Genomic DNA, 16,764 nt, shown 5'->3' with positions numbered 1-16,764 from the left:
CGTTGTCATGGGGCAGGGGGCAGAGAAACCGCATCCCTTCTGCAGGCTTGGCGATCCACTCCCGGGCACGCCGTGAATTTCAGTGTCTTGTCGAAGCAGATTCTGATCTCTTCAAGAAGCCTGGCTTCGCAGGTAACAGCGATCGTCTCCGGCGTCATGCCGGGATTTTTCGCGATCAGCGCGGCTTCGATCGTCGACACGGGGACATCGCGCGATCCTTCCGTCGATGCAAGTTCCGGCGGGATCGTCAGCCGTTCGCGCGCGGCGCGCGCCACGGCAAAATAGTCCGCCTGGCTGAGGCCCGAGCAGGTGCCGTGCTTGCGCCACTGATGGCCGATCAGTCCCATCGAGGGAATGAGGTCGAGATATTGCCGGCCGAGCGCCTCCGGGACGCGATCGGATTGCCGCGTCGGGCAATATTCCGGATAGCCCTTTTCATTTTGTGGCCAGAGCCCGTGCACGATAAAGCCACGGCGACTGCCGGTCTCGCATTGATCGGACTTCCCGGAGGGATCGTTGTTGCCGCACCAGGTGGGCGACCAGGACAGGGAAAGGACGTAGAAGTCGAAGCCCTTGCCGACGGGAACCGGAGCTGCCGCGGCAGTCTTCGTGGCGCCGGTTCCGGAATGCGGGGCGGTTCTCTCTGCACTGTCATCGCTGCAGGCGGCGATCGTCAGAACGGCGACGAGCGCCGGCAGCAGCCTTTTCACAGCAGTCAGCGAAGCGAAGCGCAATGGGCGCCGTAGACGTACCAGGGATCGAGGCCGCCGACGCAGAACTCGATACTCCTGCCGACACCGGCAAAGCCCCATGGGCGTTCGATCAGATACCAGAGCGGCCGTCGTTCGCCGTCCGTCATCACTGCAGTCGCGTAGCAATATTCGCGCTCGACGAGATGCGTATAATCACGTGGCTCGAACCGATTTTGGCCCATGTCGCGAATCTCCGCTATGGCGAGGTTCGCATGAAGATAGTTTGCTGCCTTGTAGTCGAAGCGCCGGGTGATGAAACCCAGAACGGAGGCGTTGCCGCAGGCGCCGATATCATAGACTGCATGGGGAGCGGGTTCCCCGATATAGTCGGCGGCGGCAGCACCGGTGGTGAGGGAAAGCGAGAGCAGAAGCGATGCGGCAAGCGTACGAGTCATGGCCATCTCCCTGAATCCTTTCAGGAGATTGACGCCTTCGCCCTCGATCCGTCAAGGCCCCGGGTTGAGAGGCGCTTCACCTCGCACCCAGAAGCAGCGGGCCGAAGCGAAGCGGTCCTGCGTCAGCTGTGTTTTCAGGAAGGGCAGCAGGATATCGAGCTCACCTTTCAACGTGAAGGGTGGGTTGACGATGATGAGCCCCGATCCGGCAAGCCCGGTCGTGTCGCGATCACTGCGCACCGAAAGTTCCACACAGAGCATTTTCGGAATCTCCAGCGCCTTCAGCGCCGCGTGAAAGTCCTTTATCGGCGCACCTTTCTTCAGCGGATACCAGAGGCAGAAGATGCCGCCGGCGAAGCGGCGGTATCCCTTTGCAAGGCCGTCGACCAGCCGCTCGTATTCACCCTCGATCTCGAACGGAGGATCGACGAGAATGAGCCCGCGCTTTTCCTTCGGCGGCAGGTGGGCTCCGAGCGCCAGCCAGCCGTCGAGATGGGTGATGCGGCTCTGGAAGTCGCCGTCAAACTGGCGGTGCAGCGTCTCGTAATCGTCCGGATGCAGTTCCATCGCCGAAAGCCGGTCCTGCGGCCGGAACAGCATGCGCACGAGTTTCGGTGAGCCGGGATAATGGGTGAGGCCGCCGTCGGGATTGAGGTTGCGGACGGCGGAGAGATAAGGTTCGAGGATCGCGGCAATCGGGGCAGGAAGCTCAGCGTCGAGCAATCGGCCGATGCCATCGCGCCATTCGCCGGTCTTCTGCGCTTCCTCGCTCGAAAGATCATAGAGCCCGATGCCGGCATGCGTGTCGAGCACCCGAAAGGCCTTGTCCTTTTGCTTGAGGTACGTGACAAGCCGCGCCAGCACCGCATGTTTCAGGACATCGGCGAAATTGCCTGCGTGATAGATGTGCCGGTAGTTCATGAGCGTTGCCGATGGCTCTGATCAATTGTTTCGATGGATTGGCGAATGGGGCTTTTTGCCCTCAAGCGGATGCCATATAGAAAAGCCATGAACGTTGCGACCCCTATCAAAGCAGAAAAATCGATCGGCTACTCCGTCTGTCCGCACGACTGTCCGTCCGCCTGTGCGCTTGAGGTCGATCTCACGGCCGAAGGCCAGATCGGCCGCCTGCGCGGCGCGGCCGGAAACAGCTACACGGCCGGTGTCATCTGCGCGAAGGTCGCGCGCTATGCCGAGCGCATCTATCATCCCGACCGGCTGATGGTGCCGCAGCGCCGCACCGGCGCCAAGGGCGAGGGCAACTGGCAGGAATTTTCCTGGGAAGCAGCGCTCGACGAGATTGCCGATCAATTCGTCAAAGCCGAGCAGAAGCACGGCTCGGAAGCGGTCTGGCCCTATTTCTACGCCGGCACCATGGGACAGGTCCAGCGTGACTCCATCGAGCGGCTGCGCCACGCCAAGCGCTATTCCGGCTTCTTCGGCTCGATCTGTACCAACATGGCGTGGACCGGCTTCACCATGGCGACGGGTGCCTTGCGCGGTCCCGACCCGCGCGAGATGGCCAAGGCCGATTGCGTCGTGATCTGGGGCACCAATGCGGTCGCGACGCAGGTCAACGTGATGACCCATGCGGTCAAGGCGCGCAAGGACCGCGGCGCCAAGATCGTCGTCATCGACGTTTACGAGAACCCGACCGTCAAGCAAGCCGATATGGGGCTCGTGCTGAAGCCGGGCACAGATGCCGCGCTTGCCTGCGCCGTCATGCATATCGCCTTCCGCGACGGCTATGCCGACCGCGCCTACATGGCGAAATTCGCCGATGATCCCGCGGGCCTCGAAGCGCATCTTAAGACACGGGGCCCCGAGTGGGCCTCCGCCGTCACCGGCCTGTCGGTGGAGGAGATCGAGGCCTTCGCCAAGCTCGTCGGGACGACGCCCAGGACCTATTTCCGCCTGGGCTACGGCTTCACCCGCCAGCGCAACGGCTCCGTCGCCATCCATGCGGCGGCTTCGGTCGCAACGGTGCTCGGCTCCTGGCAGCACGAGGGCGGCGGCGCGTTCCACTCGAACAACGACATTTTCAAGCTGGACAAGCGCGAACTCCTCGGTTCCGCATTCCACGATCCCGACGTGCGCATGCTCGATCAGTCGCAGATTGGCCGTGTGCTGACCGGCGATGCCGAGGCGCTGCGTCATCGCGGCCCGGTGACGGCGCTCCTCATCCAGAACACCAACCCCGCCAACGTCGCGCCCGAGCAGCGACTGGTGAAACAGGGTTTCCTGCGCGACGACCTCTTCGTTGCCGTGCACGAGCAGTTCATGACGGACACCGCCCGCCTCGCCGACATCGTCCTGCCTGCTACCATGTTCCTCGAGCACGACGATCTTTATCGCGGCGGCGGCCACCAGCACATTCTCATCGGTCCGAAGATCGTTGAGCCCCCGCCGACCGTGCGCACCAATCTCTTCGTCATCGAGGAGTTGGCAAAGCGCCTCGGCGTTGCCGACCGCACCGGCTTTGGGCTCACCGAACAGCAGCATATCGATCAACTGCTGGCCAACTACGGCATCGGTTACGAGCGCATGAAAGAGGAGAAGTGGCTCGATTGCCAGCCGGCTTTCGAGGAGGCGCATTTTCTCAACGGCTTCGGGCATCCGGACGGCAAGTTCCGCTTCAAGGCCGATTGGACCGGCACGCCCGCACCCAACCGGCCGCCGAAATCGATGGGCCCGCAGGGCCCGTACGGCAGGCTGCCTGAATTTCCGGACCATGTCGATCTGATCGAAGTGGCCGACGAACGCCATCCATACCGGCTGGCGACCTCCCCGGCGCGCTCGTTCCTGAACTCGACCTTCTCCGAAACGCCGTCATCCATTCAGAAGGAGGGACGACCGGAGGTCATGATCCACGCCGAAGATGCAGCAGCGCTCGGTATTGCCGAGGGCGATGTCGTCATGCTCGGCAACGACCGCGGCGAGGTTCGGCTCCATGCGAAAATCGGCGGCGGGGCACGCCGCGGTGTCGTCATCGCCGAAGGGATTTGGCCGAACGGCGCCCATCTCGACGGCGAGGGGATCAATGTCCTCACCGGTGCCGACGCCGTTGCGCCCTACGGAGGTGCGGCTTTCCACGACAACCGGGTCTGGGTGCGTCGGGCCTGACGATTGTTCGCGCCCGCGGCTTCTGCAGCCGGATTCCCTTTTTCGACAAGGATCTCACATGACGGAACATGCCGACCCGCGCGTCCGGATCATCGACCGCAAAACCCTCTGGAACGGCTTCGTCAGCCTCGAGGAGGTCACGCTCGAACAGGAAATGTCCGATGGTCAAACCGCCCGGCTGGTCCGGGAAGTTCACGACCACGGTCGCGCCGCGACAATCCTGCTTTTCGATCCGGAGCGGCAGTTGGTGGTCCTCGTCCGCCAGCTTCGCATTCCTGTATTTCTGCAGGGGGAGCCCGGATATCTTATCGAAGCGCCGGCCGGCCTTCTCGACGGCGAAGAGCCGGCAGTGGCGATTTGCCGCGAAGCGATGGAAGAAACCGGCTACAACATTGAAAGCGCCACCCACCTCTTCGATGCCTACATGAGTCCGGGTTCGTTGACGGAACGAACGAGCTTCTTCTTTGGCTGCATTGACGCCTCGAAGAAAGTGGCTGCAGGCGGCGGGCTCGCCCACGAGGGCGAAGACCTCGAGGTTCTCGAAATTCCCTTCGAAGAGGCGGTGGCAATGGTTGGCACTGGCGAGATCTGCGACGCCAAGACCATCATGCTGCTTCAATGGGCTATGCTCAACCGCGCCTCTATTTCATAGCAGGCCTCTGATAAATCGGCACATTATACATTACCGATATTTCACTTTCTGATTGCGTTCCTGTGGGCTAAAGCGCTTGTTGTCGTCAATAATGACATGGGCGAGCCATGACGTTCCCCTCTGCCTCAGAGCCTGAAATCGATGAAGAGCAAAGGAACGAAGCGGGGTGGAGACCGTTTCTGAGGCGCAATCAGCGCTATCTTTCCGCTATCGGCACGCTTCTCGTGATCGCGCTGTTCGGAGCGGCCATCTTTCATCTGACCGCCGAGGTGCATTATGACGAGGTCGTCGCGGCATTGGCGGACACGAGTTGGCAGTCGATCGCTGCCGCGGTCCTGTTCACCGGCCTGAGTTTTCTCGCGCTCACCTTCTACGATGTCGCCGCCCTCGACTACATCAAGCGCAAGCTGCCTTACGCGGACGTAGCGCTTACGGCCGCCTGCGCCTATGCCGTCGGCAATACGGCCGGTTTCGGGGCCTTGAGCGGCGGGGCGATCCGCTACCGGTCCTACTCCCGCCTCGGCTTGCAGCCAGAAGAGATAGCCCGCGTCATTGCCTTCGTGACGCTCGCCTTTGGCCTCGGCCTTGCCACGGTCACTTGCCTCAGCTTGCTGACGGTCGGCGAATATGTCGCTCCGCTGACGGGACTTGAGCCGTTCTGGCTGCGGACGATCGCCGTCGTTGTGCTCGGCGGTTTGTTGACTACCTTCATCCTGGCCGGAGAGGGCCGCGAAGTCCGCATTGGACGCCTGACCCTGCGTCTGCCCGACTCGAGGACCGCCTCCCGCCAGTTCCTGGTAACAGCGCTCGATCTTGCGGCATCCGCAAGCGTTCTCTACGTCCTGTTGCCATCGGGAACGATCGGCTGGCCCGCCTTCCTGGCGGTCTATTCGTTCGCGGTGGGCATCGGCGTGCTCAGCCATGTGCCTGCGGGGCTCGGCGTCTTCGAAGCGGTGATGATCGCAACGCTCGGCCGCGCGGTCGACGTCGATACGATCCTTGGAGCGTTGGTTCTCTACCGCGTCATCTATCACGTGTTGCCGCTGCTGATCGCGATTGTGATGATTATCGGCGTGGAGATTCGTCAGTTCGCCGGCCACCCTGCGGCATCAAGCGTCCGCCGCATAGGCGGCCGCATGGCCCCATTGCTCCTCGCCACGCTAGCACTTGTACTCGCCATAATGCTGGTGCTGTCGAGCGTGACGCCGACGCCCGACGAGAACCTGGCATTTCTTGAAAGCTATGTTCCGCTGCCGCTGGTCGAAGGCGCGCACTTCCTCGCGAGCCTGCTCGGCCTGGCGCTGGTCATCGTCGCGCGGGGGCTGGCGCTGCGCCTCGATGGTGCCTGGTGGGCGTCGATCGTGATCGCGGCGGCTGCGCTGCTGCTATCGTTGCTGAAAGCGGTGGCGTTGGCGGAAGCGGGCATGCTCGCGTTCTTCGTCGTCGGACTGCTCGCCAGCCGCCGGCTTTTCGTTCGCCCCGCGTCGCTGTTCGGTCAGGCCCTGACGCCGCCGTGGCTCACGGCGATCGGCGTCATTTGCCTGGGGGCGTTGGTCGTCCTGCTCTTTGTCTATCGCGATATCGAATATAGCCGTGAGCTCTGGTGGCAGTTCGAGTTTTCGGCCGAGGCGCCGCGTGGACTTCGCGCCTTCCTCGGGGTCACGATCGGGGCGAGTGCCATCGCCATCTGGAGCCTGATGCGTCCCGCCACAACAACGGTGGAGCCGGCATCGGACGAGGCGTTGGAGCGGGCGATCGCCATTGTCGATGCCCAGGACATGTCGGATGCCAACCTCGTGCGGATGGGCGACAAGAGCGTCATGTTCTCTGCCGACGGCAGTGCCTTCATCATGTATGGTCGCCGTGCGCGTTCCTGGATCGCCCTCTTTGATCCGGTCGGTCCGTTGCAAGCTTGGCCGGATCTTATCTGGCAATTCATAGAGACCGCCCGCGCCAACGGCTGCCGGGCGGTCTTCTACCAGGTTTCGCCGGTGGGGCTCGCCTATTACGCCGACGCCGGCTTGCGGGCGTTCCGGCTGGGCGAGCTTGCCGAGGTCGATCTGACGCGGTTCGAACTGAAGGGTGGAAAATGGGCAAACCTGCGCCAGCAGGTCAGTCGTGGCCAGCGCGATGGGCTCGAATTCGCCATAGTTGAGCCCGAGGCCGTGCCGGCAATCCTGCCGGAGCTTGCGGCAGTTTCGGATGCCTGGCTCGCACATCACAGCGCACGGGAGAAGGGTTTCTCCCTCGGAGCCTTCGATCCCCAATACATTACGGCTCAGCCGGTTGCTGTCCTTAAATGCGGCGGACGCATCGTTGCCTTTGCCAACATCCTCAAGACTGCGACCAAGGAGGAGGGCTCCGTCGACCTGATGCGCTTCTCGCCCGACGCGCCGAAAGGTTCGATGGACTTCCTGTTCGTGCAGTTGATGGAATATCTCAAGGTGCAGGGTTACCGGCGCTTCAATCTTGGCATGGCGCCACTTTCCGGCATGTCCTCCCGGCAGATAGCGCCTGTGTGGGACCGAGCGGGCCGGGCATTCTTCGAGCACGGCGAACGCTTCTACAATTTCAAGGGCCTGCGCGCCTTCAAGTCCAAGTTCCACCCGCGTTGGCAACCGCGCTACCTTGTTGCGAGCGGCGGCCTCAACCCGATCCTGGCTTTGATGGACGCAACGTTCCTCATCGGCGGCGGTCTCAAGGGAGTGATAAGGAAATGACCGGCACGCGAAAGATCTGGAAGCTCGCCCTTTCCGCCGCGCTGATTGCGGTAGCTTTGCTGCATGCCCGGGCCGACGACACGCCGCAATTCGACACCGGCATGATCCCGTCACCGCATATCCTTTTCCCTAGGGAAGAGGCGTCCGCAATTGTCGTTCTCCTTTCGGATGCTTCCGGATGGACAGCGAAGGAAGACGGGGTCGCGCGTGCGCTTGCAAACGACAAGGCGCTCGTCATCGGCATCGACCTCAAGGCCTATCTCGCTTCGCTTGCCAAGGATGACGGCGACTGCATCTACACGGTCTCGGATATCGAATCGCTGAGCCAGCAGGTCCAGCGCGCTGCAAAGAGCAGCGCCTATCGACCGCCGATTGTCGCGGGCGTCGGCGCCGGGGGGGCGATGGCGCTGGCGATCGCCGCGCAGTCCCCCGCCGCGACCATCGGTCAGACGCTTGCGGTCGATCCCGAAGAGGGCATCGCATTGACGAAGCAGCTTTGTACGCCGGCCGGGAAGATTCGAAAGAGCGACCGCATGGTCTATGGTTTGACCGACGGACCGTTGCCCGATCCCGTGACCGTTACGTTTTCGCCCGCTGCCTCCGCCGAGGGGAAGGACCACGTGGCCGCGCTTGTTGCCAAGCATTCGGACATTGAAACGCACGATACCGGGGACGACGCCTACACCGCGCTTTCGGATGCGCTTTCCGGGGCGCTCGCCGAGGGCGACGAAGCCGAAAACCCTTTCGGCCTTCCGCTGACGGTTCTCGATGCGAAGCCCACGCGTGACACGATGGCTGTGATCTATTCGGGTGACGGCGGCTGGCGGGATATCGACAAAGAGGTCGGCAATGTCCTGCAGCAGCAGGGTGTTCCGGTCGTGGGGGTGGATTCACTGCGCTATTTCTGGTCAGAACGCCAGCCGCAAGCGACTGCCGACGATCTTGCGCGGATCATCACCTACTATCGAAAACGATGGAATGTCCGAAACGTCCTCCTGATCGGTTATTCCTTCGGCGCGGACATCCTGCCGCGCACCTACAACCTGCTCCCGCCAGCGGATCGTGCGCGCGTGCGCCAGCTCACGCTCTTGGCGCTCTCGCATCATGCCGACTACAAGATCTCGGTTCTTGGCTGGCTGGGTGCGGAGGGCGAGGGGGGTGACCCGGTCGACGATCTCAAGGCGATCGATCCCGCGCTCGTCCAGTGTGTCTACGGCACCGACGAAGACGGCGACGCGTGCCCGGATCTGAAATCTTCAGGCGTGGATGTGGTCGCCATCGAGGGCGGCCACCATTTCGATGAGGACTATCCCGCCTTGACGCGCCGTGTGCTTGACGCGCTGGACCGGAGGCTCGCGGCGGCAAAGTGAACTGCGATTCCGTCCGCCCTCCGGTTGGAAGGGACGGTTGCGATCAAATTGCGGGGGAGATGAGCGTGCCCGATGCCTCGCCGACCGCATGGCTTGCGGCCCGGCCATCCTGCATTTCGACCTTGCCCTCGGCGACGAGCCTCAGCGCCATCGGGTAGGTCTTGTGTTCAACCGTCAGAACGCGCGCGGCAAGTGTTTCCGCCGTGTCGCCGGCCAGAACCGGAACCGCGGCCTGGGCGATGATCGGGCCGTCGTCCATGCCTTCGGTGACAAAATGAACCGTGCAGCCGGCGAGCCTCATGCCGGCATCGATCGCCCGCTGATGGGTGTGGAGCCCCGGAAACAACGGCAGAAGCGACGGATGAATATTGAGGATGCGGCCCTCATGGCGCTGGATGAAGGCTGCCGACAGCAACCGCATGTAGCCGGCAAGGCAGATGATGTCCGGCTGGAGCCGGTCCAGTTCCGTCAGGATCGCCGCTTCGTGCGCTTCCTTGCTGGCAAAATCCTTTCGGACGAACGAAAAGGTCGGGATGCCGAGGGCGGCTGCTTTGGCCAAGCCGCCTGCTTCCGCCTTGTCAGCGATCACGGCAACGACTTCGGCAGGGAAGTCCGGTTCCGCTGCTGCCTCCGCCAACGAAAGCATGTTCGAGCCGCCGCCGGAAATGAAGACGACGACCCGTTTTTTAGCAGTAGTCGCGCTCATAGGGAGAGGCTGCCCCTGTAGATCGTACCCGCGGCGCCTTCGGCACGCGCGACCATGCGGCCGAGCGTGAAGACCATCTCACCTTCGCCGTTGAGTATCGCCGCGACCTTTTCAGCCTCTGCCGCGGGAACGACGACGATCATGCCGACGCCGCAGTTGAAGGTGCGCAGCATTTCATTGGCGGCGACGCCGCCGGTCTTGGCAAGCCAGGAGAAGACCGCCGGCGGTTTGATCGCATCGAGGTCGATCTCGGCGGCAAGGTGTTTTGGCAGGACGCGCGGAATGTTCTCGGGAAAACCGCCGCCGGTGATATGTGCAAGCGCCTTGATCGCTCCCGTCTCGCGGATAGCCTTCAGAAGCGGCTTCACGTAGATGCGCGTCGGTGTCAGCAGGAGATCGGCGAGCGTGCCTTCGCCGAAGGGCGCGGGCGCGTCCCAGGCCAGTCCCGACAGCCCAACGATCTTGCGCACCAACGAATAGCCGTTCGAATGTACGCCGGACGAGGCGAGGCCGAGGATGACATCACCTTCGGCGATGTCACCCGCCGGCAGCAGCTGGCCGCGCTCGGCTGCACCGACGGCAAAGCCGGCGAGATCGTAGTCGCCGCCGGAATACATGCCAGGCATCTCGGCCGTTTCCCCGCCGATCAGCGCACAGCCCGCATCGCGGCAGCCGGCGGCAATACCGGCGACGATCGCAGCACCCTGGTCCGGGTCGAGCTTGCCGGTCGCGAAATAGTCGAGGAAGAACAGCGGCTCCGCACCCTGCACGACAAGATCGTTGACGCACATGGCGACGAGATCGATGCCGACTGTGTCGTGCTTGTTCGCGTCGATGGCGATCTTGAGCTTGGTACCGACACCGTCGTTCGCGGCAACCAGCACCGGATCGGTGAAGCCGGCAGCCTTGAGATCGAAGAGGCCGCCGAAGCCACCGATCTCGCCATCGGCACCCGGACGTCGCGTGGAGCGCACATGGGGTTTGATCTTCTCCACCATCAGATTGCCGGCATCGATGTCGACGCCTGCGTCGCTATAGGTGAGACCATTCTTGCCCGACTGGCTCATGCTCGTTCTCCAAGGCTCGTCGAATTTTGCGGAAGCGATTGGCACGGCAGGACAAGGAGTGCAAGCCAACTGCCGGCGCTTGCCGGCTTTTTTTGCCATTTTACCCGCATCCCACCGCGTTTCGCCCGGTAAGGGCCTGATTTGCCTCCGCATGAAGGCGCCGGGCTTGACCAGCATGCGGACCGCGCCCTATCTCGTCCGAATGGATGGAACGCGAGGCGCTTGCGCCGGACGCGGGACGGGGAGCGCAATGGGCAGTCAGGTCAGCGGTGTCAGTCTTAAGCGCCAGGTCGTCTTCTGGCTGCTGGTGCTCGCCGGCTTCATCGTCTTCCTGACGCTCTTCAGCTCGATCCTGCTGCCGTTTCTCGCCGGCATGGCGCTCGCCTATTTCCTCGATCCGGTCGCCGACCGCCTGCAGCGTTTGGGCCTCAGCCGGTTGATGGCGACCATCGTCATTCTTGTCGCCTTCGTCGTCGTGCTGGCGCTGTCGCTGATGATCATCATCCCGTTGATCTTCACGCAAGCGGCTGACTTCGTCCAGAGGATGCCCGGCTATATCGCCAGCCTCCAGGCCTTCATCACCGATAGCCAGACAACGCTGCTTCCGGACTGGCTTGCGGACCAGATGACGGCGATCAAGCAGAATTCGGCCAAGCTGCTCGAACAGGGCGCAAGTTTCCTGGGCACGCTGTTCCAGCAACTATGGAACTCCGGCATGGCGTTGCTGGACATTCTTTCGCTCTTTATCATCACGCCGGTCGTGGCCTTCTATCTGCTGCTCGACTGGGACCGCATGGTCGACAAACTCGACAGCTGGGTACCGCGCGACTATGTCGACATCGTCCGCCAGATCGCCCGCGACATGAACACGACCATCGCCGGCTTCGTTCGCGGCCAGGGTTCGCTATGCATCATCCTCGGCCTCTACTATGCGATCGGCCTGTCGCTCGTCGGCCTCAATTTCGGGCTGCTGATCGGTCTTTTCGCGGGCATGATCAGCTTCATCCCCTATGTCGGCTCGATGGTGGGGCTCGTGCTGGCTGTTGGTGTGGCGCTGGTCCAGTTCTGGCCGAATTATCTTACGATCGCGCTGGTGTTGGCCGTGTTCTTCAGCGGTCAGTTCCTCGAGGGCAACATTCTGCAGCCGAAGCTGGTAGGCAAGAGCGTCGGCCTCCACCCCGTCTGGCTGATGTTCGCCCTGCTCGCCTTCGGTGCTCTCTTCGGCTTCGTCGGTCTTCTCGTCGCTGTGCCGGCCGCCGCCGCGATCGGCGTCCTTGTCCGTTTCGGCATACAGCGGTACCTTGATAGTGATCTCTATCACGGGCATAGGACAGAAGCGGAGAAGCGGCCGGAAGGTCAGGAGCCCGGCTGAGCCGCGCCATTGTCCAGAGTACAGCATGACAAGACGTCCGTTCGAACAACTGCCGCTCGCATTCGGCCATGATCCGGCAACCGGTCGCGAGGATCTGCTCGTTTCCGACCGGCTGAGCGCTGCCATCGCCATCGTCGACCATTGGCCCGATTGGCCGTCGCCCGTCGTTATCATCGCCGGACCGGTCGGGTCCGGGAAATCGCACCTTGCCAGCATTTGGCGGGAGAGGGCACGGGCCGAGCCGATCCATCCGGCCGCCGGCTCGGATGCCGCGGACATTGCCGCGAGAAAGCCGGTTCTCTTCGAGGATGCCGATCGCCAGGGCTTCGACGACACGGCGCTCTTCCATGTCATCAACAGCGTGCGCCAGCACGGCACCGCGTTGCTGATGACAACGCGCCTGTGGCCGATGTCATGGCCGGTGACGCTTCCGGATCTCCGCTCGCGCCTGAAGGCTGCGACGGTCGTCGAAATCGGCGAGCCGGATGACGAGCTTTTGACGCAGGTGCTCGTCAAGCTCTTCGCCGACCGCCAGCTTTTCGTCGATGAACGTCTTGTCGGCTATATCGTGGCGCGCATGGAGCGCTCGCTGGAAGCGGCTCAGACGATCGTCGAGCGACTGGACCATCTGGCGCTCGCCCGGGGCACGCGCCTGACGCGCACCCTCGCTGCGGAAGTGCTGGCAGAGCTTGGAAATCCCCACCTGTCCGATTGACTGTCACAGTTCCGTCGTCAAAGTGGGGTAGGTCGCAAGGTTGGAGTAATGGGGTCTGATGGGCATGGATAAGGCGACGTCTGCAATCATCGAACAAGAGACGTCTGCGGAGCAGATAGACCTGCTGACGAGCCCCGAGCGCTTCATCAATCGCGAATTCTCCTGGCTTCAGTTCAACCGCCGCGTTCTCGAGGAGACGCTGAACACGGCGCACCCTTTGCTGGAGCGCGTCCGCTTCCTGTCAATTTCGGCCGCCAACCTTGACGAGTTCTTCATGGTCCGCGTTGCCGGTATCGAAGGCCAGGTGCGTCAGGGGATCGCGCTACGCAGTCCCGACGGCAAGACGCCGGCCGAACAGCTCGACGATATCCTCAAGGAAATCGATAATCTGCAGATGGAGCAGCAGGCATCGCTCGCCGTGCTGCAGCAATATCTCGCGAAGGAAGACATCCTCATTGTCCGGCCCGCCTCGCTGTCCGCTCAGGACCGAAGCTGGCTCGCCAACGAATTCGATCAGTCGATCTTCCCGGTGCTGACGCCGCTGTCGATTGATCCGGCGCATCCTTTCCCGTTCATCCCCAACCTCGGCTTTTCGATCGGGCTGCAGCTCGTCAGCAAGACCGGCCGCGAGCCGATGACCGCACTGTTGCGCCTACCGGTGGCGCTCGACCGATTTATCCGCCTGCCGGATGTGAAGAACGTCATCCGTTACATCACGCTCGAGGATGTGGTCAGCCAGTTCATCGACCGCCTGTTCCCGGGCTACGAGGTGCAGGGTTCTGGAACTTTCCGCATCATTCGTGACAGCGATATCGAAGTCGAGGAAGAAGCGGAAGATCTCGTCCGCTTCTTCGAGACGGCCCTCAAGCGCCGCCGTCGCGGTTCGGTCATCCGCATCGAAACGGATTCGGAAATGCCGGCATCACTGCGCCAGTTCGTGGTGCAGGAACTCGGGGTTCCCGATAACCGGATCGCCGTGCTGCCAGGCCTTCTTGCGCTCAACACGCTTTCGGAAATCACCAAGGCCCCGCGCGAAGATCTGCGCTTCGAGCCTTACAATCCGCGCTTCCCGGAGCGCGTGCGCGAGCACGCCGGCGATTGCCTGGCGGCGATCCGCGAAAAGGACATGGTCGTCCATCATCCTTACGAATCCTTCGACGTCGTAGTGCAGTTCCTCCTCCAGGCGGCGCGCGATCCGGACGTGCTTGCGATCAAGCAGACGCTCTACCGCACCTCGAACGACAGCCCGATCGTGCGCGCATTGATCGATGCCGCCGACGCGGGCAAGTCGGTGACGGCGCTTGTCGAGCTCAAGGCGCGGTTCGACGAAGAGGCAAACATCCGCTGGGCACGCGATCTGGAGCGCGCTGGCGTTCAGGTCGTCTTCGGCTTTATCGAACTCAAGACGCATGCCAAGATGTCGATGGTCGTGCGCCGTGAGGAAGGCAAGCTCAGGACCTATTGCCATCTCGGCACCGGCAACTATCACCCGGTGACCGCGAAGATCTACACCGACCTGTCGTTCTTCACCTGCAATCCGGTGATCGCCCACGACATGGCGAACATTTTCAATTTCATCACCGGCTATGGCGAGCCGGAAGCGGGCATGAAGCTGGCGGTCTCACCGCACACGCTGCGGCCGCGGATCCTCAAGCATATCGAGGAAGAGATCGGGCATGCAAAGGCGGGCCGCCCTGCCGCGATCTGGATGAAGATGAATTCGCTTGTCGACCCGGAAATCATCGACTCGCTTTACGAGGCAAGCCGTGCCGGTGTCGAAATCGACCTCGTCGTGCGTGGTATCTGCTGCCTGCGTCCGCAGGTGCCCGGCCTTTCCGACAATATCCGTGTCAAATCGATTGTCGGACGTTTTCTTGAGCATTCGCGCATATTCTGCTTCGGCAATGGTCATGGCCTTCCGTCCGAAAATGCACTTGTCTATATCGGCTCGGCGGATATGATGCCGCGCAATCTGGATCGGCGGGTCGAGACGCTAGTGCCTCTCATCAACCGGACTGTGCACGAACAGGTTCTTTCGCAGATCATGCTGGGCAATCTCATCGACAACCAGCAAAGCTACGAGATTCTTCCGGACGGCACGTCGCGCCGCATGGAAGTCGGCAAGGACGCCGAGCCGTTCAATGCGCAGCATTATTTCATGACCAACCCCAGCCTCTCCGGCCGGGGTGAGGCCCTGAAGTCCAGTGCACCAAAGCTGATTGCCGGCTGGAAAAGCGGTTGGCACAAGTAAACTGGAATTGCATGGTAGAATCTGAAGCGCAGGGGCGCCTGCCCGGCATCCGCCCGGTTTCCGTTGTGGATATCGGTTCCAACTCTATTCGCCTTGTCGTCTACGAAGGGCTCAGCCGCGCGCCGGCGATGCTTTTCAACGAAAAGGTTATGTGCGGCCTCGGCAAGGGCATCGATGCGACGGGCCGGATGGCGGATGAGAACGTCGAACGGGCGCTGAAGGCGCTGCAGCGTTTTCGGGCGCTGTCGGATCAGGCGCGTGCCACCACGATGTACGCGCTGGCGACGGCCGCCGCGCGCGAAGCCTCCAACGGTCCGTCTTTCATCGAAAAGGCGGAAGCCATCCTGGGCTGCAAGGTGCATATCCTCACCGGCGAGCAGGAAGCCCATTTCTCGGCCATGGGCATCGTCAGTGGTTATCACGATCCTGACGGGATCGTCGGTGACCTCGGCGGCGGTTCCCTCGAACTCGTCGATGTGAATGGCAAGCGCATCGGCAAGGGCATTACGCTGCCGCTCGGCGGCATCCGCCTCTCTGAACACAGCAACGGCTCGCTGTCGAAGGCGCGGACATGGGTTCGCAAGTTCATGAAAGGGGCGGCCGTGCTCAAGGGCGGAGCGGGGCGCACGTTCTATGCCGTCGGCGGTACATGGCGATCGATCGCCAAGCTTCATATGGAGACGCGCAACTACCCGCTGCATATGATGCAGGGCTACGAGATTTCCTATGACGAGGCGATGTCTCTCCTGCCCGAGGTGATCGAGCCGAAGAACATCAAACCCTCGGCTTACGCGACGATCTCCAAGAGCCGCCGCAGCCTCTTGCCCTACGGGGCCGTGACGATGCAGGAAGCGCTCGCGATCATGAAGCCGGAGCGCATTTCTTTCTCCGCGCTCGGCGTCCGCGAGGGCTATCTGTTCTCGCTGCTTTCCGAAGCCGAACGTCTGCAGGACCCGTTGCTGACGGCCGCCGACGAGATCGCGATCCTGCGTGCCCGCTCGCCGGAACACGCCCGTGAACTCGCGGAATGGACAGGACGCATGGTGCCGCACTTCGGCGTGGAGGAGACGGAAGAGGAGAGCAGGTACCGTCAGGCCGCCTGCCTGCTCGCCGATATCAGTTGGCGGGCCCATCCGGATTATCGCGGTCTGCAGGCGCTCAACATCATCGCGCACTCGTCTTTCTCGGGCATCACGCATGCCGGCCGCGCCTATATCGCGCTTGCGAACTATTACCGTTTCGAGGGGCTCAACGACGACGGTACCACCGAGGCACTCGCGGGGATCACGACGCCGCGCCTGCTTGAACTCGCCAAGCTTTTGGGCGGCCTGCTGCGCGTTGCCTATCTTTTCTCGGCGTCGATGCCGGGCGTCACGCGCCATCTCGGCTTGCGGCAGTCGCCGCGGCCGGATGTCGATCTCGAATTCATCGTGCCGGCGGCCTATTCCAACTTCGAGGGCGAGCGCCTGGATGGCCGCCTTCAGCAACTCGGCAAACTGACAGGCAAGAGAGTCGCCTTCCATTTCGAGAGCTGATCCGGTTACGCGATTCGCCGGTAAAGATGCGGCTGCACGACTTTCGCGCAACCGCTCTACAGCGCCGCGCGTCTTATTAGACGCGCAAAGGACGCTGTAGCACTTT

At 62.4% G+C, this 16,764-nt stretch carries 13 protein-coding genes; 8 read left to right on the top strand and 5 right to left on the bottom strand.

The window, feature by feature from the left end; all coding sequences use genetic code 11:
• Positions 1–5: 5 nt before the first annotated feature.
• The 3 genes from GHK62_RS23510 to GHK62_RS23500 are packed head-to-tail and all read right to left on the bottom strand — an operon-like array spanning position 6 to position 2,068.
• Positions 6–719 carry a ribonuclease T2 family protein gene (locus tag GHK62_RS23510; protein WP_234887023.1) on the bottom strand — a complete coding sequence of 238 codons (714 nt, stop codon included), beginning with the start codon at positions 717–719 and terminating at the stop codon, positions 6–8.
• Complete coding sequence (locus tag GHK62_RS23505) at positions 716–1,147, bottom strand: hypothetical protein (RefSeq protein ID WP_153441465.1); 432 nt, start codon at positions 1,145–1,147, stop codon at positions 716–718. Before GHK62_RS23505 ends, GHK62_RS23510 begins: the two co-directional genes overlap by 4 nt.
• 51 nt (positions 1,148–1,198) lie before the next feature.
• Positions 1,199–2,068: a 23S rRNA (adenine(2030)-N(6))-methyltransferase RlmJ gene (locus GHK62_RS23500; RefSeq protein WP_153441464.1), complete on the bottom strand. Its 870-nt coding sequence runs from the start codon at positions 2,066–2,068 to the stop codon at positions 1,199–1,201.
• A gap of 69 nt (positions 2,069–2,137) precedes the next feature.
• On the opposite strand from GHK62_RS23500, the gene GHK62_RS23495 reads away from it, so the two are divergent.
• The 4 genes from GHK62_RS23495 to GHK62_RS23480 all read left to right on the top strand — a co-directional run bounded on the left by GHK62_RS23495 (position 2,138) and on the right by GHK62_RS23480 (position 9,012).
• Positions 2,138–4,270, top strand: coding sequence for a molybdopterin-containing oxidoreductase family protein (locus GHK62_RS23495; protein WP_153441559.1), 2,133 nt, complete (start codon positions 2,138–2,140; stop codon positions 4,268–4,270).
• 58 nt (positions 4,271–4,328) lie between these two features.
• Positions 4,329–4,922 (top strand): NUDIX domain-containing protein, encoded by a 594-nt coding sequence (locus tag GHK62_RS23490; protein ID WP_153441463.1) that lies wholly within the window; start codon positions 4,329–4,331, stop codon positions 4,920–4,922.
• 107 nt (positions 4,923–5,029) lie between these two features.
• Positions 5,030–7,642, top strand: coding sequence for a bifunctional lysylphosphatidylglycerol flippase/synthetase MprF (gene mprF / locus GHK62_RS23485; RefSeq protein ID WP_153441462.1), 2,613 nt, complete (start codon positions 5,030–5,032; stop codon positions 7,640–7,642).
• On the top strand, positions 7,639–9,012 hold the full coding sequence (locus GHK62_RS23480) for a virulence factor family protein (protein WP_153441461.1): 1,374 nt from the start codon (positions 7,639–7,641) through the stop codon (positions 9,010–9,012). Before mprF ends, GHK62_RS23480 begins: the two co-directional genes overlap by 4 nt.
• A 43-nt stretch (positions 9,013–9,055) precedes the next feature.
• On the opposite strand, the gene purN is transcribed toward GHK62_RS23480, so the two are convergent.
• Both purN and purM read right to left on the bottom strand, forming a co-directional pair.
• Complete coding sequence (gene purN / locus GHK62_RS23475) at positions 9,056–9,718, bottom strand: phosphoribosylglycinamide formyltransferase (protein ID WP_153441460.1); 663 nt, start codon at positions 9,716–9,718, stop codon at positions 9,056–9,058.
• A complete protein-coding gene (gene purM, locus GHK62_RS23470) occupies positions 9,715–10,785 on the bottom strand; it encodes a phosphoribosylformylglycinamidine cyclo-ligase (protein ID WP_153441459.1) in 1,071 nt (356 codons plus the stop codon). The genes purN and purM overlap by 4 nt, the downstream gene beginning before the upstream one ends.
• A 250-nt stretch (positions 10,786–11,035) precedes the next feature.
• Here purM and GHK62_RS23465 point away from each other — a divergent pair, with 250 nt between their 5' ends.
• From GHK62_RS23465 to ppx, 4 genes are all read left to right on the top strand, one after another.
• Positions 11,036–12,157 carry an AI-2E family transporter gene (locus GHK62_RS23465; protein ID WP_153441458.1) on the top strand — a complete coding sequence of 374 codons (1,122 nt, stop codon included), beginning with the start codon at positions 11,036–11,038 and terminating at the stop codon, positions 12,155–12,157.
• 25 nt (positions 12,158–12,182) lie between these two features.
• The gene (gene hdaA, locus GHK62_RS23460; protein ID WP_153441457.1) at positions 12,183–12,872 is read left to right on the top strand and encodes a DnaA regulatory inactivator HdaA; all 690 of its coding nucleotides are present in this window, start codon (positions 12,183–12,185) and stop codon (positions 12,870–12,872) included.
• A gap of 64 nt (positions 12,873–12,936) precedes the next feature.
• Complete coding sequence (locus GHK62_RS23455; protein ID WP_153441558.1) at positions 12,937–15,123, top strand: RNA degradosome polyphosphate kinase; 2,187 nt, start codon at positions 12,937–12,939, stop codon at positions 15,121–15,123.
• A gap of 11 nt (positions 15,124–15,134) precedes the next feature.
• Entirely contained in the window at positions 15,135–16,658 is a 1,524-nt protein-coding gene (ppx, locus tag GHK62_RS23450; RefSeq protein ID WP_153441456.1) for an exopolyphosphatase, read from the top strand.
• Positions 16,659–16,764 lie beyond the last annotated feature (106 nt).

It is taken from the genome of Sinorhizobium terangae, assembly GCF_009601505.1.
Taxonomy (GTDB): Bacteria; Pseudomonadota; Alphaproteobacteria; order Rhizobiales; family Rhizobiaceae; genus Sinorhizobium; species Sinorhizobium terangae.
Note: the sequence above shows the minus strand (reverse complement) of the source record. Positions and strands in the feature narration are given on the sequence as shown.

Excerpts from the sequence above, each read along its gene's own strand:
- GHK62_RS23505 (WP_153441465.1), bottom strand. The coding sequence starts at position 1,147 with ATGACTCGTACGCTTGCCGCATCGCTTCTGCTCTCGCTTTCCCTCACC.
- GHK62_RS23500 (WP_153441464.1), bottom strand. The coding sequence starts at position 2,068 with ATGAACTACCGGCACATCTATCACGCAGGCAATTTCGCCGATGTCCTG.
- GHK62_RS23495 (WP_153441559.1), top strand. The coding sequence starts at position 2,138 with ATGCCATATAGAAAAGCCATGAACGTTGCGACCCCTATCAAAGCAGAA.
- GHK62_RS23490 (WP_153441463.1), top strand. The coding sequence starts at position 4,329 with ATGACGGAACATGCCGACCCGCGCGTCCGGATCATCGACCGCAAAACC.
- mprF (WP_153441462.1), top strand. The coding sequence starts at position 5,030 with ATGACGTTCCCCTCTGCCTCAGAGCCTGAAATCGATGAAGAGCAAAGG.
- GHK62_RS23480 (WP_153441461.1), top strand. The coding sequence starts at position 7,639 with ATGACCGGCACGCGAAAGATCTGGAAGCTCGCCCTTTCCGCCGCGCTG.
- purN (WP_153441460.1), bottom strand. The coding sequence starts at position 9,718 with ATGAGCGCGACTACTGCTAAAAAACGGGTCGTCGTCTTCATTTCCGGC.
- purM (WP_153441459.1), bottom strand. The coding sequence starts at position 10,785 with ATGAGCCAGTCGGGCAAGAATGGTCTCACCTATAGCGACGCAGGCGTC.
- GHK62_RS23465 (WP_153441458.1), top strand. The coding sequence starts at position 11,036 with ATGGGCAGTCAGGTCAGCGGTGTCAGTCTTAAGCGCCAGGTCGTCTTC.
- hdaA (WP_153441457.1), top strand. The coding sequence starts at position 12,183 with ATGACAAGACGTCCGTTCGAACAACTGCCGCTCGCATTCGGCCATGAT.
- GHK62_RS23455 (WP_153441558.1), top strand. The coding sequence starts at position 12,937 with ATGGATAAGGCGACGTCTGCAATCATCGAACAAGAGACGTCTGCGGAG.
- ppx (WP_153441456.1), top strand. The coding sequence starts at position 15,135 with ATGGTAGAATCTGAAGCGCAGGGGCGCCTGCCCGGCATCCGCCCGGTT.